Source organism: Streptomyces sp. A012304 (assembly GCF_026008495.1).
In the GTDB taxonomy this organism is placed as follows: domain Bacteria; phylum Actinomycetota; class Actinomycetes; order Streptomycetales; family Streptomycetaceae; genus Streptomyces.
Genome location: NZ_BQUN01000080.1, coordinates 56976 through 72335 on the forward strand (window position 1 = coordinate 56976; position 15360 = coordinate 72335).

Annotated in this window: 19 protein-coding genes; 16 read left to right on the top strand and 3 right to left on the bottom strand. The window is 71.3% G+C overall.

Annotated elements, in window-relative coordinates:
- Nucleotide 1 precedes the first annotated feature (1 nt).
- From ALMP_RS17850 to ALMP_RS17870, 6 genes are all read left to right on the top strand, one after another.
- Nucleotides 2-1156, top strand: coding sequence for a hypothetical protein (locus tag ALMP_RS17850; RefSeq protein WP_264929377.1), 1155 nt, complete (start codon nucleotides 2-4; stop codon nucleotides 1154-1156).
- 225 nt (nucleotides 1157-1381) lie between these two features.
- Nucleotides 1382-2119 carry a DUF2993 domain-containing protein gene (locus tag ALMP_RS17855; RefSeq protein WP_264929378.1) on the top strand — a complete coding sequence of 246 codons (738 nt, stop codon included), beginning with the start codon at nucleotides 1382-1384 and terminating at the stop codon, nucleotides 2117-2119.
- Between the two features lie 256 nt (nucleotides 2120-2375).
- Nucleotides 2376-2456: an Ms5788A family Cys-rich leader peptide gene (locus tag ALMP_RS44395; protein WP_350751515.1), complete on the top strand. Its 81-nt coding sequence runs from the start codon at nucleotides 2376-2378 to the stop codon at nucleotides 2454-2456.
- 124 nt (nucleotides 2457-2580) lie between these two features.
- Nucleotides 2581-3426, top strand: a complete 846-nt coding sequence (locus ALMP_RS17860; protein WP_264929379.1) for a sulfurtransferase — start codon at nucleotides 2581-2583, stop codon at nucleotides 3424-3426.
- Nucleotides 3427-3469: 43 nt separating this feature from the next.
- The gene (locus ALMP_RS17865; RefSeq protein WP_031121416.1) at nucleotides 3470-3757 is read left to right on the top strand and encodes a DUF1416 domain-containing protein; all 288 of its coding nucleotides are present in this window, start codon (nucleotides 3470-3472) and stop codon (nucleotides 3755-3757) included.
- Nucleotides 3758-3843: 86 nt separating this feature from the next.
- Nucleotides 3844-4104, top strand: coding sequence for a DUF3099 domain-containing protein (locus tag ALMP_RS17870; RefSeq protein ID WP_264929381.1), 261 nt, complete (start codon nucleotides 3844-3846; stop codon nucleotides 4102-4104).
- A 28-nt stretch (nucleotides 4105-4132) separates the two neighbouring features.
- Here the strand turns inward: ALMP_RS17870 and ALMP_RS17875 are convergent, their stop codons facing one another.
- Entirely contained in the window at nucleotides 4133-4495 is a 363-nt protein-coding gene (locus ALMP_RS17875) for a DsrE family protein (RefSeq protein WP_264929382.1), read from the bottom strand.
- A 258-nt stretch (nucleotides 4496-4753) separates the two neighbouring features.
- On the opposite strand from ALMP_RS17875, the gene ALMP_RS17880 reads away from it, so the two are divergent.
- The 3 genes from ALMP_RS17880 to ALMP_RS17890 are packed head-to-tail and all read left to right on the top strand — an operon-like array spanning nucleotide 4754 to nucleotide 6759.
- Nucleotides 4754-5329, top strand: coding sequence for an FABP family protein (locus ALMP_RS17880; RefSeq protein ID WP_264929383.1), 576 nt, complete (start codon nucleotides 4754-4756; stop codon nucleotides 5327-5329).
- Between the two features lie 16 nt (nucleotides 5330-5345).
- Complete coding sequence (locus ALMP_RS17885) at nucleotides 5346-5783, top strand: Fur family transcriptional regulator (protein ID WP_264929384.1); 438 nt, start codon at nucleotides 5346-5348, stop codon at nucleotides 5781-5783.
- A 10-nt stretch (nucleotides 5784-5793) separates the two neighbouring features.
- Entirely contained in the window at nucleotides 5794-6759 is a 966-nt protein-coding gene (locus ALMP_RS17890; protein WP_264929385.1) for a folate-binding protein YgfZ, read from the top strand.
- A gap of 49 nt (nucleotides 6760-6808) precedes the next feature.
- Here ALMP_RS17890 and dtd read toward each other — a convergent pair whose 3' ends face one another.
- Entirely contained in the window at nucleotides 6809-7234 is a 426-nt protein-coding gene (gene dtd, locus ALMP_RS17895; RefSeq protein ID WP_264929387.1) for a D-aminoacyl-tRNA deacylase, read from the bottom strand.
- Nucleotides 7235-7395: 161 nt separating this feature from the next.
- On the opposite strand from dtd, the gene ALMP_RS17900 reads away from it, so the two are divergent.
- The 3 genes from ALMP_RS17900 (at nucleotide 7396) to ALMP_RS17910 (ending at nucleotide 10597) form a co-directional block, all read left to right on the top strand.
- Complete coding sequence (locus ALMP_RS17900; RefSeq protein ID WP_264929389.1) at nucleotides 7396-7998, top strand: hypothetical protein; 603 nt, start codon at nucleotides 7396-7398, stop codon at nucleotides 7996-7998.
- A gap of 84 nt (nucleotides 7999-8082) precedes the next feature.
- Complete coding sequence (locus tag ALMP_RS17905) at nucleotides 8083-9351, top strand: GNAT family N-acetyltransferase (RefSeq protein WP_264929390.1); 1269 nt, start codon at nucleotides 8083-8085, stop codon at nucleotides 9349-9351.
- A 322-nt stretch (nucleotides 9352-9673) separates the two neighbouring features.
- Entirely contained in the window at nucleotides 9674-10597 is a 924-nt protein-coding gene (locus tag ALMP_RS17910; RefSeq protein ID WP_264929392.1) for a winged helix-turn-helix domain-containing protein, read from the top strand.
- Here the strand turns inward: ALMP_RS17910 and ALMP_RS17915 are convergent.
- Nucleotides 10587-10769 carry a hypothetical protein gene (locus ALMP_RS17915; protein WP_264929394.1) on the bottom strand — a complete coding sequence of 61 codons (183 nt, stop codon included), beginning with the start codon at nucleotides 10767-10769 and terminating at the stop codon, nucleotides 10587-10589. The genes ALMP_RS17910 and ALMP_RS17915 overlap by 11 nt on opposite strands.
- 156 nt (nucleotides 10770-10925) lie before the next feature.
- Between ALMP_RS17915 and ALMP_RS17920 the strand changes: the two genes are divergently transcribed.
- The 4 genes from ALMP_RS17920 to ALMP_RS17935 form a co-directional block, all read left to right on the top strand.
- Nucleotides 10926-11798 (top strand): GntR family transcriptional regulator, encoded by an 873-nt coding sequence (locus ALMP_RS17920; protein ID WP_264929396.1) that lies wholly within the window; start codon nucleotides 10926-10928, stop codon nucleotides 11796-11798.
- A complete protein-coding gene (locus ALMP_RS17925) occupies nucleotides 11747-12589 on the top strand; it encodes an HAD family hydrolase (RefSeq protein WP_264929399.1) in 843 nt (280 codons plus the stop codon). The genes ALMP_RS17920 and ALMP_RS17925 overlap by 52 nt, the downstream gene beginning before the upstream one ends.
- A 228-nt stretch (nucleotides 12590-12817) precedes the next feature.
- Entirely contained in the window at nucleotides 12818-15007 is a 2190-nt protein-coding gene (locus tag ALMP_RS17930) for an aminoglycoside phosphotransferase family protein (protein WP_264929400.1), read from the top strand.
- 9 nt (nucleotides 15008-15016) lie between these two features.
- Nucleotides 15017-15360, top strand: a 344-nt coding sequence (locus ALMP_RS17935; RefSeq protein ID WP_264929402.1) for a TetR/AcrR family transcriptional regulator, incomplete at its 3' end; no start/stop codon positions are given.

The window sequence follows — 15360 nt, forward strand, 5'->3', positions numbered from 1 at the left end:
GATGACCGACCAGCCGTACCAGGGCCAGTACGAGGGCTACGACCCCTACGCCCCCCAGCAGCCCCAGCCGCACCACCAGTCCCAGCAGCCGCAGCACCAGCCGCAGGCCTGGCCCGGACAGCAGCAGTACGGGTACGAGGACCCGCAGGCGCAGCTCCAGTACACCCAGCAGTGGCAGGGCCAGACCTGGGAGACGAGCGTGCAGCCGCCGCTCGCCGCGGTGGACGCGGCGGAGACCTCCTACCTGCCCCCGCAGACCGGCGCGGCCCCGGCCCAGGCCTGGCAACAGGCCCCGTCGCCCGCCGCGCCCGACCCGGCGCCGAGGACACCGCCGGCGCCGGCCGTGCGGGAGGCGGCGGCCACCTCCTACGGCCCCGCCACCCTGGCCGGCAACGCCCGCGTCACGGACGCCCAGCGCGCCCGTCTCGAAGGCCGCTCGCCGATCATCGAGCCCGGCATGCAGCCCGCAGCGCTCACCGCCCTCCTCGGTCTGCTGCTGTCCGGTGCGGCGGCCGTCCACACCTACGCGCTGCTCCTCCCGCTCGTCGTCCTCCAGGCCGTCACGGCGGCCGGCTGGTTCCGGCTGAACGGCATGTGGCCGGCCCGGCAGGGCATCGCGCTCGCCTTCCTGGGCGCGCTGGTGGCGGACGCCGCGCTCCTGACCGCCGGCCGCGACCACGCGCCCGCCGCGATCCTCGGCACGCTCGGCGTCTGGGTCCTGCTCTGCCTGGTCCTCCAGCTCCGTTCGCACGCCGACCCGGACGAGCGCATGTACGGCCTGATGGCCACCGTCGCCTCCGCCGCCCTGGCCATCGCCGCAACCGGCCACCTGGGCGCCGAGCCGGACGCGGTCACGGTCGGCGCGGCCGCCGTGGCGGTCGGCATCCTGGCCCGCGCGCTGCCCCTGCCGACCCCGGCCTCGGTGGTGGTCTCCCTGCTCGCCGCGGCGGGCGCGGGCATCGCCGTCGGCGGGATGACCGACCTGGGCGCCAAGGGCGCCCTGCTGGGCGCGGGCGCCATGGTCTGCGCCCTGATCGGCCACCGCGTCGCCGGCTACGACTATCCGTCCCGCTTCGTCCACTTCACCGCGGGCGTCGCCCTCCCCCTCGCCGCGGCCGCCCCGATGGTCTACGTACTGGGCCGGGCCCTGACCTGACCACCGGCCCGCCTGCGCGATGCGCGCGATGCTCCGCCGCGGCGACGTGTCGTTTCGTCCAGGTACTCGGCCGGGTCACCCGGATCGCGGCCGGCGCCCGGAACGCCCCGCTCACCCACGGGTCACGTCTGTCACAGGTGATCGACAATCCGGGGGACCGGTTCCGCGGCGAGTTACCTTGAGTCCTCATCGACCGTCGTACCGTCCGGGTGGGGGAACAACCGCATGCGTGCCCTTCGAATACTGCTGATCGTCGTCGTGGTCCTGGGCGGTCTGTTCGTGCTCGCGGACCGCCTCGCCGTGAACTTCGCGGAGGACGAGGCCGCCGCCAAGCTGAAGTCGACCGAGAACCTCGCCGCCACCCCGGACGTGTCCATCAAGGGCTTCCCCTTCCTCACCCAGGTCGTCGGCGGCGAGCTGGACGACGTGCAGGTCGGCATCGACGCCTACGAGGCCGCCGCCGGCACCGCGGGCCAGAAGATCCGCATCGACGACCTGGAGGCGAACATGAAGGGCGTCGAATTCTCCGGCGACTTCAGTTCCGCCACCGCCGCCACCGCCACCGGCACCGCCTCCATCACCTACGCCGAGCTGCTGAAGACCGCCAAGAGCGAGCCCGCCGAGGTCGCCCCGGGCGTCACCGCCGAGGTCATCGGTCTCTCCGACGGCGGCAACGGCAAGATCAAGGTCACCGTCGAGGCCACCGTCCTCGGCACCAAGCTGCCCCAGCCCCTCTCCGTGCTCAGCTCGGTGAGCGTCGAGGGCGACACCGTCCGGGTGCACGCCGACTCGCTGCCCAGCTTCGGCGGGGTGCAGGCCGCCGAGAACGAGGTCCGCTCCATCACCGACTTCGAGCAGAAGATCGACGACCTGCCCGGCGGCATCTCGCTCGACAAGGTCGAGGCGGGCAAGAACGGTGTGGACATCACCGTGAAGGGTTCGAACGTCGTCCTCGCCGGGTAGCACTCCCCACTGGCCGGCTCGGACCGGCCACCCGTCCGACTGCCCCCGGGCCGCCGCCGTCCGACCTTCCCGGACGGCCGTTGTCCGACTGGCGAGACGCCACCGTCCGTACCGCAGATGCGCGGGCGGACCCCCGCGCCCGGAGGCCGTCCGACCACGGCCCGGGCGCTCTCTTCTTTCCAGCATGCGGACGATCGCATCTCGCGATATGACACGACGGTGACACGCCGCCCGATCCGTCCCTACGATCGACACCATGAAGCGACAGGCGGATCTCACGAAGCGGCGGGCAGTAGACCTGTGCCGCGTCGCCGCCATGCTCTGTCGCCCCTTCTGAGCGGAAGCACCGGCCTTCCGTATCCCCCGCTGCCCTGCCCAGGGCACCCGTGCGTCGCCGACGCGGCCTCGCACGCCTCTCACCTGCCACACCCCCGCCGCAACTGCCCCGGAGGAGAACGAGCATGAGCCGCAGCGACGTCCTGGTCGACGCCGACTGGCTGCAGGACCATCTGGACGACTCGAACATCGCCATCGTGGAGGTGGACGAGGACACCTCCGCCTACGAGAAGAACCACATCAAGAACGCGATCCGGATCGACTGGACGAAGGACCTCCAGGACCCGGTCCGCCGCGACTTCATCGACCAGGAGGGCTTCGAGAAGCTCCTGTCGGCGAAGGGCATCGCCAACGACACCCTGGTGATCCTCTACGGCGGCAACAACAACTGGTTCGCGTCCTACGCCTACTGGTACTTCAAGCTCTACGGCCACGAGAACGTCAAGCTCCTCGACGGCGGCCGCAAGAAGTGGGAGCTGGACGCCCGTGAGCTGGTCGACGGCACCGAGGTGCCCGAGCGCCCCGCGACCGAGTACAAGGCCAAGCCGCAGGACGCGTCCATCCGCGCCTTCCGTGACGACGTCGTCGCCGCGATCGGCTCGCAGAACCTGGTCGACGTCCGCTCGCCCGACGAGTTCTCCGGCAAGCTGCTCGCCCCGGCCCACCTGCCGCAGGAGCAGTCCCAGCGCCCGGGCCACGTCCCGACCGCGAAGAACATCCCGTGGTCGAAGAACGCCAACGACGACGGCACCTTCAAGTCGGACGACGAGCTGAAGGCGCTCTACGCCGACGAGAACGTCGACCTGGCCAAGGACACCATCGCCTACTGCCGTATCGGCGAGCGCTCCGCCCTGACCTGGTTCGTCCTGCACGAGCTGCTGGGCGTGGAGAACGTCAAGAACTACGACGGCTCCTGGACCGAGTACGGCTCCCTCGTCGGCGTCCCGATCGAGCTCGGCGCCGGCAAGTAAGCACCCCGACCGACCTCTCATCACCCCCTTCAGGAGTTACGACATGTGTGGAGCGAAGGCCGGCGGCCCCGACGCCTCGACGATCAAGCCCGGTGAGACCACCATCCAGGGACAGGTGACCAAGGACGGCGAGCCCGTGGTCGGCTACGTCCGCCTGCTGGACTCGACCGGCGAGTTCACCGCGGAGGTCCCCACCTCCGCCACGGGCCAGTTCCGCTTCTACGCGGCCGAGGGCACCTGGACCGTCCGCGCGCTGGTCCCCGGCGCCACCGCCGACCGCACGGTCGTCGCCCAGAAGGGCGGCCTCGCGGAGGTCGCGATCGCGGTCTGAACACCCTGATCGGCGCAAGGGCCGTACCCCTCGGGTTGGACGCCTGGGGTACGGCCCTTCGCCCTGTCCGGACCTACGCTGGACGTATGTACGCCCGCCGACGGCACACCTACTTCGTGATGATGGGCACCTGCGTCGCGCTCTTCGTGCTGGCCTGGGGAGTCGTACGCCTCTGGTCGGTCCCGGCGGCGGTGGGCATGTGCCTGGTCGCGATGGTCATCCCGCCGGTCGCCGCGATGATCGCCAACCGGCGCGGCCCCGACGACCGCTGGTGGGACGACCCGTCCGGCGACCCGCAGTCCGACGAGTGGTGGGACGAGCTGGACGGCAAGAAGCGCCGCCCCTAGCGAGCACCGCGCCGCCAGGAGCGGTGTCTCAGTAGACGAGCGCCTGCGTCCCGTCCCCGAGGGACTCCTGGACGAAGACCTGCGCGCCCGCGATCCTCACGCCCTCGATGACGTCCTTCTCCGTGATCTCGCGGCGTGCGGCGCACTGGGTGCACAGGGTCACACGGCCGCCGGCCAGAATCGAGTCGAGCAGGTCCGGCAGCGGAGCCGCGTGCGGCAGCTCGAACTCGGCGGCCCGGCCCGGCAGCGCGAACCAGGCGGACTCCCCGGTCAGCCACAGCGACACCTCGACCCCGCTGGCCACGGCCACCGCCGCCACCGTGAACGCCTGGGAGCACCGCTCGGGTGCGTCCGCCCCCGCAGTCACCTTGATCACGAGCTTCTTCGCCATACCCGCATCGTAGGCAACGGGCGTCGGTCGTACCTCACACGGAGGGCCCGCCCCCGGCCGCGTAAGCTGGGGGCCGGCCCTGTGTACGTACGTACCGAAACCACGCTCATCCCGAGGAGCACCCCGTGGAGATCTTCTTCGAAGCCCTGCTGGTCCTGGTCTGCGTCGGCGTGCTCGCCTTCGCCGGTCTGACCGTGAAGAAGCTGTACCAGGGCCAGCGCTGACCCCCGTCCAGGAATCGACCAGGAACCGCCACCCATGATCGAGATCCCGTCCGACCTCCACAAGGACCTCGTCCCCCTCGCCTTCCTGCTGGGCACCTGGGCGGGCGCCGGGGTGCATGACTTCCCCGGGTCCGAGAAGTGCAACTTCGGGCAGGAGGTCACCTTCACGCACGACGGCCGGGACTTCCTGGAGTACCAGTCGCGCACCTGGGTCCTGGACAACGACGGCAACAAGGTCCGTCCCCTGGAGTCCGAGTCCGGCTACTGGCGGATCGACGCCCAGCGCAAGGTCGAGGTCACGATGACCCGCGACGACGGTGTCATCGAGATCTGGTACGGCGAGCTGGCCGACAAGAAGCCGCAGATCGACCTGGTCACGGACACCGTGGCCCGCACGGCCGGCTCCCGCCCGTACAGCGGCGGCCAGCGACTCTACGGCTACGTCAAGAGCGACCTCATGTGGGTCGGCGAGAAGCAGACCCCCGAGGTCGAGCTGCGCCCCTACATGTCGGCGCACCTGAAGAAGGTCGTCACCCCGGAGGAGGTCGAGCGCTGGGCCAAGGCCCTGCCCGACGACATGCCGGACGACGGCATCGCCTTCTTCAAGTAGTCCTAGACTGGCCGGTGTGGTGAGCACCGACTGGAAGAGCGACCTCAGGCAGCGCGGCTACCGGCTGACGCCGCAGCGACAGCTTGTCCTCGAAGCCGTGGACACCCTGGAGCACGCGACCCCCGACGACATCCTCGTGGAAGTGAGGAAAACGGCGTCGGGGGTCAACATTTCCACCGTCTACCGCACCCTGGAGCTCCTGGAGGAGCTGGGGCTGGTCAGTCACGCGCATCTGGGCCACGGCGCGCCCACCTACCACCTGGCCGACCGGCACCACCACATCCACCTCGTCTGCCGGGACTGCGAGAGCGTCATCGAGGCGGACGTGTCCGTGGCCGCCGACTTCACCGCGAAGCTGCGCGAGACCTTCGGGTTCGACACCGACATGAAGCACTTCGCGATCTTCGGCCGCTGCGAGGACTGCTCCCTGAAGGGTTCAACTACCGAGTCGTAGGCTTGTGGTCATGAAGAGCCCCTTGTTGTCCCTGCCCGGCGCCGTCCCCGCCGAGGGCGTGGACGAAGGTGTCGCGGCCCACTACGGCGACCTGTTCCGCGAGCAGCGCGCCCTCGCCGACGGCACCGGATTCGTCGACCTCTCGCACCGCGGAGTCGTCACCGTCTCCGGAGAGGACCGGCTCAGCTGGCTGCATCTGCTGCTCACCCAGCACGTCAGCGAGCTGCCCACCGGCCAGGCCACCGAGGCGCTGATCCTCTCCGCGCACGGCCACATCGAGCACGCGCTCTACCTCGTCGACGACGGCACGACGGTCTGGGCGCACGTCGAACCCGGCACCCAGGAGGCGCTGATCGCCTACCTGGAGTCGATGAAGTTCTTCTACCGGGTCGAAGTGGCCGACCGCACGGCCGAGTTCGCGGTGGTGCACCTGCCCGCCGGTTCCATCGCCCAGGTGCCGGACGGCGTCGTCGTACGGGAGACCGCGCACGGGCGGGACCTCTTCCTGCCCCGCGCCGACCTGGAGTCGTACGCCGGGCAGGTCGGCCCGCCGGCCGGGATCCTCGCCCATGAGGCCCTGCGCGTCGAGCAGCACCGCCCCCGCCTCGGCTTCGAGACCGACCACCGCACCATCCCGCACGAGCTGGGCTGGATCGGCACCGCGGTGCACCTCCAGAAGGGCTGCTACCGGGGGCAGGAGACCGTGGCCCGCGTGCAGAACCTGGGCAAGCCGCCGCGTCGGCTGGTCTTCCTGCACCTGGACGGCAGTGAGGTCCATCTGCCGCCCTCCGGCACCGAGATCCGCCTCGCGGACGAAGGCCCCGACGGCCGCAAGATCGGCTTCATCACGACGTCCGTACGCCACCACGAGCTGGGCCCGGTGGCGCTCGCGCTGGTCAAGCGGAACGTGCCCGTCGACGCGCATCTGATGGCCGACACGACGGCCGCCGCCCAGGAAGTCGTCGTGGAGCCGTAGACCCCGGGACCGCCGGATCTCGATGGGAGACCGCGAGACCCCGGGACCGCTAGATCTCGATCAACACGGTGAACGGGCCGTCGTTCGTCAGCGACACCCGCATCTTCGCGCCGAACCGGCCCGTCTCCACCGTCGCGCCCAGCGAACGCAGCTGGGCGACCACCTCGTCGACGAGCGGCTCGGCCACCTCACCGGGGGCGGCCGCGTTCCAGGTGGGACGGCGGCCCTTGCGGGCGTCGCCGTACAGGGTGAACTGGCTGATGACCAGCAGGGGCGCGTCGATGTCGCTGCACGACCGCTCGTCGGCCAGCATGCGGATCGACCACAGCTTGCGGGCGAGCTGGGCCGCCTTCTCCTTGGTGTCCTCGTGCGTGACGCCGACGAGGACGCACAGGCCCTCGCCCTCGATCGCCCCGACCGTCTCGCCGTCCACGACGACACTCGCGCCGTCCACCCTCTGCACCACCGCTCGCATGCGGACCATCATGCCGTGCCGCCGACAACCACCGGCAAGGGGCTTCTTTTTGATCCTTAAGACCCCATCTGCGGCCGTTCGGGGGCACTCGGTCACATAGCGGCCCTTTGGGGTGGCACGATGCTTCCACACGCCGGTCGAGGGGACGGTAGAGGCAACACATGAGCACATCGAGTACCGGGCGGCTGGGCACGACCACCCAGCGTCCGCCCGTACAGCGCACCGACAGTCCGCATTGCACACTGCCCGCGGAGCCACCGGAGAACGACCTGACCCTGCTGAGCCTGCCGGAGCTGCGCACCCTGCGCCGCGACGCCCAGCGCGACGAGGCCGACCTCAGCTATGTACGGAGGCTGCTCCAGGGACGGATCGACATCCTGCGCGCGGAGCTGAGCCGGCGTGGACCGGCGGCCGTTCCGGAGCCGGACGAACCGCTCGGGTCGTCCGTGGTGGCCCGCCTGTCGGAGATCCTCACCGACGCCCCGGCCCGCCACCGTTCCTCCGCCCGCCATGTCACGCTCGGCACCCCGCACAGCGAGGAGTACGGCCGGCTGGCCGCCGAGATGCTCGCCGAGGTCGAGCTCTCCGACCTCGGCGCCCGCACCGACCCCGAACTCCACGAGGCGATGGCCCGGCTGGTCCGCTACGAACAGCAGGTCTCCCGCCACCGCCAGCGCCTCCAGCGCACCGCCGACGACTGCGGCGTGGAGATCACCCGGCGGTACCGGGAGGGCGAGGCCCAGGTGGACGACCTGCTGATGTGAGTCCGGGGGGGGGCGGGGAAGGGCAGCGGCGGCGGGGCGAAAAACCCTGCGACACCACTGCCCGGCCCCCCTACCGTGGCCCGTATGACCCCCAGCACCCGCCGACCCGACGCCATCGACGTCCGCCCGATCACCGACGCCGAACTGCCCGACTGGATGCGCGCCGTCCGCACCGGCTTCCTGCGTCCCCCCACCGTCACGGAGGAGGAGGTCGCCGGCCGCCGCGCCACCCTCGGCGATTCCCGCACCGCGGGCGCCTTCGACGCCGGTCGGTGCGTGGCCACGTTCCGCTCCTTCCCGCAGGAACTGACCGCCGTGGGCGGCACGCCCGTGCCCGCCGACGCCATATCCAACGTCACCGTCTCGCCCACCCACCGCCGTCGCGGTCTGCTCACCCGCTGGATGACCGGGGACCTGGCGGACGCGAAGGAACGCGGGGACGTCGTCGCCACGCTGATCGCCGCCGAGTACCCGATCTACGGCCGGTACGGCTTCGGCCCGGCGACCACGTACGCGGAGTGGACGATCGACGTGCCCCGCTCGGGCCTCGACCCCCGCTGGTCGGGCCCGGGAGACGGCGGCCGGGTCGAACTCGTCGACGGCGCGGAGGCCCGCAAGGCCGGCCCCGAACTGCACGAGCGGCTGCGCCGCGCCCAGGCCGGCGCGGTGAGCCGGTTGCCGCACTGGTGGGAGACGGAGACCGGGGCGCTGCGGTTCAACGGCGAACCCTGGACCGAGCCGTTCTACACGGTGTACCGCGCGGCGGACGGCGAGGTCGAGGGGCTGGTCTCCTACACGACGGACGACAAGTGGGGCGACGCCAAGCAGCCGTTGAACACGGCGACGGTGCGGTGGCTGATCACCTCGACGCCGGCGGCGGAGCGCGCCCTGTGGCACTACCTCTGTTCGATCGACTGGGTGGTGAGCGTCAGGTCGGGCGGCCGTTCGCCCGACGACCTGCTGCCGCTGCTGCTGCCGGACCCGCGCGCGGCCCGCATCACCACGCTGGCGGACTGGCTGTGGGTGCGGATCCTGGACGTCGTACGGGCGCTGGAGGCGCGGACGTACGGCGGGGCGGGGTCGCTGGTGCTGGAGGTCGTGGACCGGGCCGGCCTGGCCGGGGGCCGCTATCTGCTGGACGCCGCCGCGGACGGGGCGTCCTGCACCCCGACGACCCGCGACGCCGATCTCACGCTCGACGTGGCCGAGCTGGCGACGCTGTGGCTGGGCGACGAGTCGGCGGTGCGGCTGGCGGCGCTGGGCCGGCTCCGGGAAGAACGAGCGGGCGCCGCCCTGGTGGCCGACGCCCTGCTGCGTACGTCCAGGCGCCCTTGGTGCCCGGATCTGTTCTGAGCGCTCCTTCCCGCCGCTACCGGGAGAGCTGACGCTCTCCCGGCGTTTTCCGTGCTGTGCATCCGTAGCTGTTCAGTTGTGGCTGTGCGGATGACGATGTGAAGTTGTGGCTGTGCGTCGGTGTGCAGTTGTGGCTGTGCGTCGGTGCCGACTGCTCGGGCTCCCGGCTCCCCTCCGGAAGGGAGCCCGACCGGCCAACCGTCTGGAAGCTTGACCATGTTGTGGAAGTTGGCTGCCAACTTCACTGTACTTATGTCCGCTTGGAAGCGTCCTATAACCATCTCTCCTTGAACTGCCACAAGATGGCGGGAAGTTGTACTGTTTGGCCGTGGAGCCGGAATATCCCTCCGTCAATGGGCGGAAGGGCCGTGAGCGGGCGTCCCAGCCGCAGCGGACCCACCGTGATGTGGCCGACGAGCTGCGCACCCGGATCAGGACCGGTGTGCTGCGGCCGGGCCAGCGCATGCCCACCCAGGCCCAGCTGGCGGACGAGTTCGGCGTGGAGCGCGGCGCGGTCCGCCAGGCCCTGCGCATCCTCCAGTCGGAGCACCTGCTCACCAATGGCTCCAAGGGCGCGCCCGCCATGGTCGCCCCGGGGCTCGCCGTGAGCGGGGCGCTCGCGGGCCCCGAAGTACCGCCCCAGCCCACGATGGTGGCGCTGACCCCGCGCATCGCGGAGGCCTTCGCCGCCCGGCACGTGGTGATCGACGCCCTGTGCCTCACCTCGGTCTCGCTGACGCTGGCGATCGGCGAACCGCTGCGGCGGATCCACGCGGGGGAGCTGAAACCGGCCAAGATCGACGTGCGGGTGCTGCTGCCGTCCCGGGACATCGACCTCGCCTTCCCGACGCCGGTGGACACCTCCGCCACCGAACGGCTGCAACGCCACTGGCTCGCCCACCGCAACGCCCAGGGACAGGTGCTGCGCCACAACCTGCTCGCCCTGCGCGCCACGCACGGCATCGACGTCGACGTGAGCTTCCGCGCACTGCCCTTCACCCCGCCGGTCAAGCTCTACCTCCTCAACGGGACGGAAGCGCTCTTCGCCTACTACACGGTCAAGCGGCAGGAACAGCAGATCGGGCAGGAGCACCTGGAGACGTACGACGCCGAGGGCACGCGGTCGGTTCTGTTCGCCTTCGAGCAGGGGGCCGGACCGCGTGACACGACGTTCGTGGAGGAGTCGACGCTGTGGTTCGAGGCGCTGTGGGAGACGATCAGCTCGGAGCTGATCCTCACGAGCTGACCGCGGGCCCGGTGACCAGGAACGCGAGGATCACGGCGCCGGCCGAGGTGACGGCCGGCCTGCGGGCCTTGATGCCGACGGTGAGCAGGAGCAGGCCGATGGTGCCGGTGGTGCCGTACTTCCACTGCACGGTCTGCTCCAGGACGGCGGAGAGGAGGGCGTAGGCGGGCATGGGTGGTTCCTCCCTTCGGAGGGCGGGACGCTCGGGGCACTGCTTCCGCCAACTCCGCGAAGTTGGCAACCAACTCTGACTATGTTGTCCCCACTTGGCGGCAACCACTAAACAACTTCCAAACAAGTGCCCTTAGATGGATCGAAGTTGTAGCGTTTGGTCGTGACCCAGGAGAACGTGGTAGTGAACGGCAGCAGAAGGCTCTCGCCCCAGGAGATCGCCGATGTCCTGCGCGAACGCATCCGCGTCGGGGATCTCAAGGTGGGCGACCGCCTGCCCACCCAGGCCGAACTGGCCCATGAGTTCGGCGTGGAGCGCGGCGCCGTGCGCCAGGTCGTGCGCATCCTCCAGGACGACGGCCTCCTCACCGGTGTCAGCAAGGGCAGCCCGCCGCGCATCGCCGTGCCGACACCGGCCCGTGAGGAGCCCCAGCCCACGATGGTGGGCCTGGCCCCGCGTCTGACCGCCGCGTTCTCGGTCCCGCACGTGCGCATCGACGCGGCCTGCCTCACCGCCGAGAGCCTCATCCCCGCCCTCGGCGAGCCGCTGCGGCTGATCCACGGGGGCGTCCTGCGCCCGCGGACGATCGACGTGCGCATCCTGCTGCCGTCCCGGGACATCAACCTCGCCTTCCCGGTGCCGGTGCAGGGCCGCGGCGACGACGCCGTCCACGACCGCTGGCTGGCGATGCGCAACGCCCAGGGACACGTCCTGCGCCACAACCTGCTGACCCTGCGCACCCACGGCGTCGACGTGAACGTCACCTTCCGCGCGCTGCCCTTCACCCCGCCCGTGAAGCTGTACCTCCTCAACGGGCAGGAGGTGCTGATGGCGTACTACATGGTCACCCGCCGCGAGGAGGCCACCGACCACGGGACGCTCGACATGTACGACGTGCTGGGCACCGAGTCGCTGCTGTTCTCCTTCCAGCGGGCGGCCGGCCAGCGCGACGCCGCGTTCGTGTCGGAATCCCAGAAGTGGTTCGACGCCCTCTGGGAAACCATCACGACGGACCTGACACTCTCCTAGTGACCACGGAGACGACGACGCAGACTGAACAGGTGGCATCACCGAGCGAGTACGACGAGACCGAAGCGTTGCGGGAACTGATCACTCCTGTCCGGGTGGTGCTCTGGGACTTCGACGGGCCGGTGTGCCGGCTGTTCGCCGGGCACTCGGCGGAGGGCGTGGCCGACGGCCTGGTGGAGTGGCTGGAGGGGCGCGGGCTGCACGCGCTGCTGACGGAGGAGGAGCGGGAGTCGCTGGACCCGCAGGTCGTCCTGCGCGCCGTGGGCCGCCGCCATCCCGGCAGCGATCTGGTCACGGATCTGGAGGAGCGTCTCACCCAGGAGGAGCTGAAGGCCGCCTCCTCGGCCATGCCCACGGCCTGGGCCGATCCGCTGATACGCACCTGGGCGGCGCTCGGCCTGCGGCTGGCCGTCACCACGAACAACTCCGCCCGCGTCGTCGCCAAGTACCTGGACGGCCGCGGCCTCCTGTCCTGCTTCGCGCCGCACGTCTACGGCCGCACCGACGACCTCGACCTGCTCAAGCCCGATCCGCACTGCCTCAACCAGGCGCTGCTCGCCATGGGTTCGGCGCCCGGCACCGCCCTGATGATCGGGGACACGCCTTCCGACTACCTCGCCGCGCGGGACGCCGGCGTGCCGTTCCTCGGCTACGCCCGTACCGAGCGCAAGGAGAAGCTGCTGCGGGGCGCGGGCGCCACCGCGGTGGTGGCGTCCCTCGAAACGGTGCTCCGGGCGGTGCGGACGGCGGCCCACCCCCTGGCCCGCCCCCGGCCCCGCCCTCGGGCCTGAGGTTCCGCGTAGGCGCGGGAGGCGTGCGCTAGCATGCCCCAACCGTGTGAGCAACCGCTCCGGTTCCCGCGTATCAGACGGTGAACACACCGCCCTGGCAACGGCCCGACGCTGAAGAATGGCATGCCACACCCTGCGGCCACTCGGACGTCACCGCGGTCGTGCGCGCCCTCACGACGCCTTATCGTGCGCCTACCGTCCAACCCTGCTAGTTCCTCGGAGCGGCCAGTGGTCGACCCCTTTGTTCCCCGTCACTGTCCCGGTGGGGAGCGAGCCGCCCGTGACCAGCGGACCGCCGCGCTGCGGACGTTCGTCCGGCAGGCGGAAGCGACGCAGGCGTCCACCGGACACCACAACCGGAACTACGTGGTGCCGGTCTCGAAGGAGGTCGCGGCCGAGTTGGGGCGGGCGCCGGGCACCCCCGTGACCGTGCGCGTCCGGCGCCACGACACGCTCTCCGTGGTGATCAGGACCTGGCAGGACGAGGGCGCCGTGCTCAAGGCCGTCCGCGACGCCCTGCCCGACGCGCCCGAGTGCCTGGCCCGGGGGGACGGCTTCGCCGTCCACAGCCATGTGGAGGGCGTGCCGCTGTCCAGCGTCTGCGGAAACGGTAAACCGGTCGACACGCTGCTGGTGAAGGCGCTGGTCGAGCTGCTGGCCCGGATGACGCGGGTGCGCCGGTCGGCGCTGCCGCCCCTGCCGGCCGACTGGCCCGCCCACCGCACCGACAGCCAGGCCTTCCTGAAGTGCCTCGCGCGGCTCGCCGACCGGCAGATCCGCCGACCCAACTGGGACAAGTTCGGCGGACTGTTCACGGCGCTCGGCGTCCCCGAGGACGCGCTGCTCGCGCTGGCCGACCGCGTCCCCGCGATGGCCCGGCGGCCGTACGGCCTGCTCCACACGGACCTGCACCGCGACAACCTGATCCTGCCCTACGACGGCACCCCGCCCCTCGTCTGCGTCGACTGGGAACTGGCGACCTACGGCGATCCGCTGCACGACCTCGCGACGCATCTGGTGCGCATGCGGTACCCGGCCCACCAGTGGCCCGAGGTGATCGACGCGTGGGTGGCGGCGGTGCGCGCGGTACGGCCCGCCGCGGTCACGGGCGTCACCAAGGACCTGCGCCACTACCTCGACTTCGAGCGGGCGCAGTCCGTCTACCCGGACGTCATGCGGGCCGCGCGGTCGCTGGAGGAGTCCTTCACCCAGCCACGCCTTGACCGGGCCACGGAACAGGTGCGCCGGGCCCTGACGGCGGCGCAGGGGCCGCTCGGTCTGGGGAGGGTGCCGGCGAAGCAGGAGATCGAGCGGGCGCTGTTCCGGTGGCTCATGTCGCGCGGCGGCATCCGCGGCCGGGAGTGGCCCGGGCAGGGACACGGCTGGGAGCCCGACCCGCGCCTCCCCGAACACCCGGCGTTCCCGGCGGCCGCCGTACGGGACGCCCTGCTGGCCGAGGGGGGCGCTCCGGCGGACCGGGTGTTCAAGGGGACCGCCCACCTCAACACGGTGGTGTGGGTGCCGGGTGCCCTCACGCCCGTGGTCGTGCGGCGCATGCTGCCCGACGTGTGCCGCCGGGAGCCCAGCTACCTCAGCGAGCACGCCGTGCTGCGCGCCATCCAGGAGTCGGGCGCGCGGGTGGCGGCCCCGAGGGTCCTCGCCCTCGGCCGGAGCTACCCGGACGACCCGTTCGCCGTGCACACCTACGTCGGACCGCGCCTCGGGCTGTCGCCCGACCACCCCGTGAACGGGCTGCGCCCGCACGAGGCGGACGCCCTCGTCGACCAGCTGTGCGAACTGACGAAGGTGGACCACACCCGGCTGGACCCGAACGCCGGCGACGTCGACTTCCACGAGTGGATGAAGGAACAGCTCGTCGGCCTGGTGCAGAGCCTGCCGAAGGAGTCCCTCCAGCTGGCCCGCGCGCTCGGGCTGCCCGACCACTGGCGGCTGCGGGAGATCCTGTCGCGGCACAGGGTCAGCCGCCGCAAGGCCGTGCTGCTGCACGGCGACCTCAACCCGTGGAACCTGGTGCGCCGCGACGACAAGCTGGCGCTGACCGTCATCGACTGGGAGATGGCCCTCGTCGGCGACCCCCTCTACGACCTGGTCCGGCACATCCACCTCACCCCGACCAGCCGGGAGATCAGGGAGCGCATGTTCCGGCGGTGGGAACGCGGCCTGGACCCGGAGTACACCAGGGACTGGTTCCTGGACCGGCACGTCTACCGGCGCATCGAGATCGTCCGCTCCGCCTACGTCGACCTCGACCGCCTGGTCACCGGTGCGAGCCTGGACGCGCCCAACGTCCGCCGGGCGGTCGACTCCTACGCCACCACCCTGGCCTCCGCCACCGCCGCGCTGGGCCTGCCGATGCCGGCGACGGTCGATCCGCACCTGGCACGGGCGCTTGCGTAGGCTCGCGCCATGAGCGAGACCGGGCTGCGTGAGCGCAAGAAGCGGCGGATGTACCAGGCCGTGTCGGACATCGCCGTGCGGCTGTTCGTGGAGCGCGGCTTCGACGCGGTGTCCGTCGCGGAGGTCGCCGCCGCGGCCGAGATCTCCAAGCCGACCCTCTTCCGGTACTTCCCGGCGAAGGAGGACCTCGTCCTGCACCGGATCGCCGACCACGAGCGCGAGGCCGCGGCGGTCGTCACCGGGGCGCGTGCCGAGGGGGTCGCCCCGCTGCCCGCCCTGCGCCGCCACTTCCTCGACGCCCTCGCCGCCGCCGACCCCGTCACCGGCCTCAACGACGACCCGGACGTCCGCGC

Bases quoted from the DNA above. Each gene is read 5' to 3' on its own strand.
- ALMP_RS17850 (WP_264929377.1), top strand. From the start codon at position 2: ATGACCGACCAGCCGTACCAGGGCCAGTACGAGGGCTACGACCCCTAC.
- ALMP_RS17855 (WP_264929378.1), top strand. From the start codon at position 1,382: ATGCGTGCCCTTCGAATACTGCTGATCGTCGTCGTGGTCCTGGGCGGT.
- ALMP_RS44395 (WP_350751515.1), top strand. From the start codon at position 2,376: ATGAAGCGACAGGCGGATCTCACGAAGCGGCGGGCAGTAGACCTGTGC.
- ALMP_RS17860 (WP_264929379.1), top strand. From the start codon at position 2,581: ATGAGCCGCAGCGACGTCCTGGTCGACGCCGACTGGCTGCAGGACCAT.
- ALMP_RS17865 (WP_031121416.1), top strand. From the start codon at position 3,470: ATGTGTGGAGCGAAGGCCGGCGGCCCCGACGCCTCGACGATCAAGCCC.
- ALMP_RS17870 (WP_264929381.1), top strand. From the start codon at position 3,844: ATGTACGCCCGCCGACGGCACACCTACTTCGTGATGATGGGCACCTGC.
- ALMP_RS17875 (WP_264929382.1), bottom strand. From the start codon at position 4,495: ATGGCGAAGAAGCTCGTGATCAAGGTGACTGCGGGGGCGGACGCACCC.
- ALMP_RS17880 (WP_264929383.1), top strand. From the start codon at position 4,754: ATGATCGAGATCCCGTCCGACCTCCACAAGGACCTCGTCCCCCTCGCC.
- ALMP_RS17890 (WP_264929385.1), top strand. From the start codon at position 5,794: ATGAAGAGCCCCTTGTTGTCCCTGCCCGGCGCCGTCCCCGCCGAGGGC.
- dtd (WP_264929387.1), bottom strand. From the start codon at position 7,234: ATGCGAGCGGTGGTGCAGAGGGTGGACGGCGCGAGTGTCGTCGTGGAC.
- ALMP_RS17900 (WP_264929389.1), top strand. From the start codon at position 7,396: ATGAGCACATCGAGTACCGGGCGGCTGGGCACGACCACCCAGCGTCCG.
- ALMP_RS17905 (WP_264929390.1), top strand. From the start codon at position 8,083: ATGACCCCCAGCACCCGCCGACCCGACGCCATCGACGTCCGCCCGATC.
- ALMP_RS17915 (WP_264929394.1), bottom strand. From the start codon at position 10,769: ATGCCCGCCTACGCCCTCCTCTCCGCCGTCCTGGAGCAGACCGTGCAG.